Source organism: Hydrogenophaga intermedia, from assembly GCF_023715105.1.
Classification (GTDB): domain Bacteria; phylum Pseudomonadota; class Gammaproteobacteria; order Burkholderiales; family Burkholderiaceae_C; genus Hydrogenophaga; species Hydrogenophaga intermedia_A.
This window is the reverse complement of record NZ_JAMBNO010000112.1, coordinates 1-425: the sequence shown is the minus strand read 5'-3', so window position 1 is coordinate 425 and position 425 is coordinate 1. Positions and strand designations below refer to the sequence as shown.

Sequence of the window (425 nt, the reverse complement as noted above, 5' to 3'; positions counted from 1 at the left end):
CTGCAGCAGGCCGCCGATCAGGAAGTACAGCTGCCGCAGCCCCATCAGCGCGAAGATGTTCGCGGTCAGCACCAGGTAGGGCTCCTCGGTGAGCCCGTAGATCGCCGGGATGGAGTCCAGCGCGAACAGCAGGTCCGTCGTGCCGAGGGCCAGGATCACCAGGAACATCGGGGTGATGACCCGCTTGCCGTTCTCCGTGACGACGACCTTGATGCCGTGCCACTCATCGGTTGCCGGGAACCTGGCCTCGACGAACTTGATGAGCTTGTTCTCCTCGTACTCGTCGTCGTCGCTGGATCCCTCCTGGGCGAGCTTGAACGCCGTGTACACGAGGAAGATGCCGAAGATGTAGAAGATCCAGCTGAACTGCTCGATGGCCGCGGCGCCGATGAAGATGAAGATCGCCCGCATGATCAGCGCCAGCA

1 protein-coding gene is annotated in these 425 nt (G+C 62.4%); it reads right to left on the bottom strand.

Annotated elements, in window-relative coordinates; all coding sequences use genetic code 11:
• Window positions 1-425, bottom strand: a 425-nt coding sequence (locus M3149_RS22815; RefSeq protein ID WP_435370781.1) for a TerC family protein, incomplete at both ends; no start/stop codon positions are given.